This window comes from Saccharopolyspora sp. NPDC002686 (assembly GCF_040295745.1).
Classification (GTDB): Bacteria; Actinomycetota; Actinomycetes; order Mycobacteriales; family Pseudonocardiaceae; genus Saccharopolyspora; species Saccharopolyspora oryzae.
The window spans coordinates 1-2071 of sequence record NZ_JBEOVY010000609.1 but is presented as its reverse complement, the minus strand read 5'-3'; the positions used below and the strand labels follow the sequence as shown (position 1 = coordinate 2071).

The following is a 2071-nucleotide window of genomic DNA, read 5'->3' as shown; positions in this document are numbered from 1 at the left end:
GCTGGGCAACGTGCCCGCGCTGGTCGTCGGCCGGCGAACCGATGTGCTGGCCTGGACGCCGATGGGGCACGCCCTGCTGGCCGGGCACATCTCCCGCGACGTGATCCGCCGCTACTACGAGCGGCTGCCCGCAGGCAGCTACCTCGGCTTCTCCCACGTCACCGGTGACCACTACCCGGAGGGCGTGCAGGGCCTGGTGAAGCTGTACGAGAGCAGCTCCAACCCGGTCACGCTGCGCACCCGCGACGAGGTCGCCGAGATGATCGACGACTTCGAGATCGTCGAGCCGGGCGTGGTCTACGTGCCGAACTGGCGGCCGGACACCCCGGAGGACGCCTGGGAGAACCCGGAGCGGTCGATCGTCTACGGCGCCGTCGGGCGCAAGGCGTGACGTCGATGCCCGATCCGGACGACGGAGCGCCCGAGCACGAGGAGCTGGTCAAGGAGTGGACCCGCCGGGTCATCAACACCAGCTACGTCGCGATGGGGCGTCCCGAAGTCGAGACCTTCCTGGCGAAGTGCCTGGACGACGTGCTGGCCGCGCTAGACGGGGGACCGCTGGAGTCCGCCGTCGACGTCGGCCGGCGGCTGGTCGACGTGCACTTCACCAACGCCGAAGCGCTGTCCGGCACGCTGCAGCACCTGGCGACCGCGCTGCCCGCGGTTCGCGACGTCGCCCCGGCCCGGCTGATCGAGGTGCTCGGCGAGCTGGCCGCGGGCTACGCCGGGGCGCTGCGCGAGCAGACCCTGGGCGAGCAGGAGGTGATCCAGCGCGCGGTCACGGAGGCCCGCGACACCGCGGAGGAGGCCCTGCGGGCCAGCGAAGCGCGGTCCCGCGCGGTGGTCGCCTCGTCCGCGACGGGCATCGCGATCGTCCGGTTGGACGGCAGCATCGACGAGACCAACGCCGCGATGCGGCGGATCTTCCGGCGCAGCGACGCCGAACTGCTCGGCAGCACCATCTTCGAGCTCGCCGACGCCGAGTGGGTGGGGGACCTGCGCGCCGCCAACGACGGCCTGATCGGTGCGAGCAACGACCAGTACCAGCTGGACACCCGGTTCACCGCCCCGGACGGCTCGCACACCTGGACCCAGCTGTCGGCGTCGCTGGTCCGCGACTCGCAAGGCGAACCGGACTACCAGGTGGTGCTCTACGAGGACATCACCGACCGGCACATGCTCCAGGAGCAGTTCCGCCGCCAGGCCGTGCACGACCCGCTGACCGGCCTGGCGAACCGGACCCAGCTGCAGACCAGCCTGGACAAGGCGCTGGAGGAAACCCGCCCCGGACGGCGGGTCGGGCTCTGCTACTTCGACCTGGACGGGTTCAAGGCGGTCAACGACAGCCTCGGCCACCCGATCGGCGACCAGCTGCTGCGCACCGTCGCCCAGCGGCTGCAGGCAGCGGCGAGCGGGGCGCTGGCCGCGCGGATGGGCGGTGACGAGTTCGTCGTCCTGGTGCCCGACTCGACCGGTGCCGCGGACCTGGTGGCCATGGTCGAGGACCTGCTGTCCGAGATCACCAGCCCCGTGCGCATCGGCGCGCACGAGCTCCGCGCCTCGGCCAGCGTCGGGATCGTGGAGTGCCCGGTCGTCGAGACCGACGCCGAGTCGCTGCTGCGCGACGCCGACATCACCCTCTACCGGGCCAAGCAGGACGGCCGGGCCCAGTGGCTGCTGTACGACTCGGAGCGCAACGCGGCGACGCGGGACCGGTTCCGGCTCTCCGCCGAGCTGCCCGCCGCGATCGAGCAGTACGAGCTGTTCGTCGAGTACGAACCCATCATCGAACTGGCGAGCGGACGTTTCGTCGGGGGCGCCGCCAACATCCGCTGGGACCACCCGGAGTTCGGCGAGCTGGGTGAGGACAGGTTCCTGGAGCTGGCCGAGGAGACCGGGCTGATCACCCGGCTCGGCAGCTGGGCGCTGGAGCAGGTGTGCGAGCACGCCGCGCGCTGGGCGGACCTGCTGGGCCCGAAAGCGCCGATCGCGGCAGTGCGCCTGTCGCCGCGGCACACCCGCGACCCGGAGCTGATCGCCGACACCACCAGGCTGACCGGGATGATCGGCC

Annotated in this window: 2 protein-coding genes; both read left to right on the top strand. The window is 71.8% G+C overall.

The window, feature by feature from the left end:
• Positions 1-391: SAM-dependent methyltransferase (locus ABTZ89_RS38215; protein ID WP_351054265.1), on the top strand; the 391-nt coding region annotated here is incomplete at its 5' end.
• Positions 392-396: 5 nt separating this feature from the next.
• On the top strand, positions 397-2071 hold a 1675-nt coding region (locus ABTZ89_RS38210), incomplete at its 3' end, for a putative bifunctional diguanylate cyclase/phosphodiesterase (RefSeq protein ID WP_351054262.1).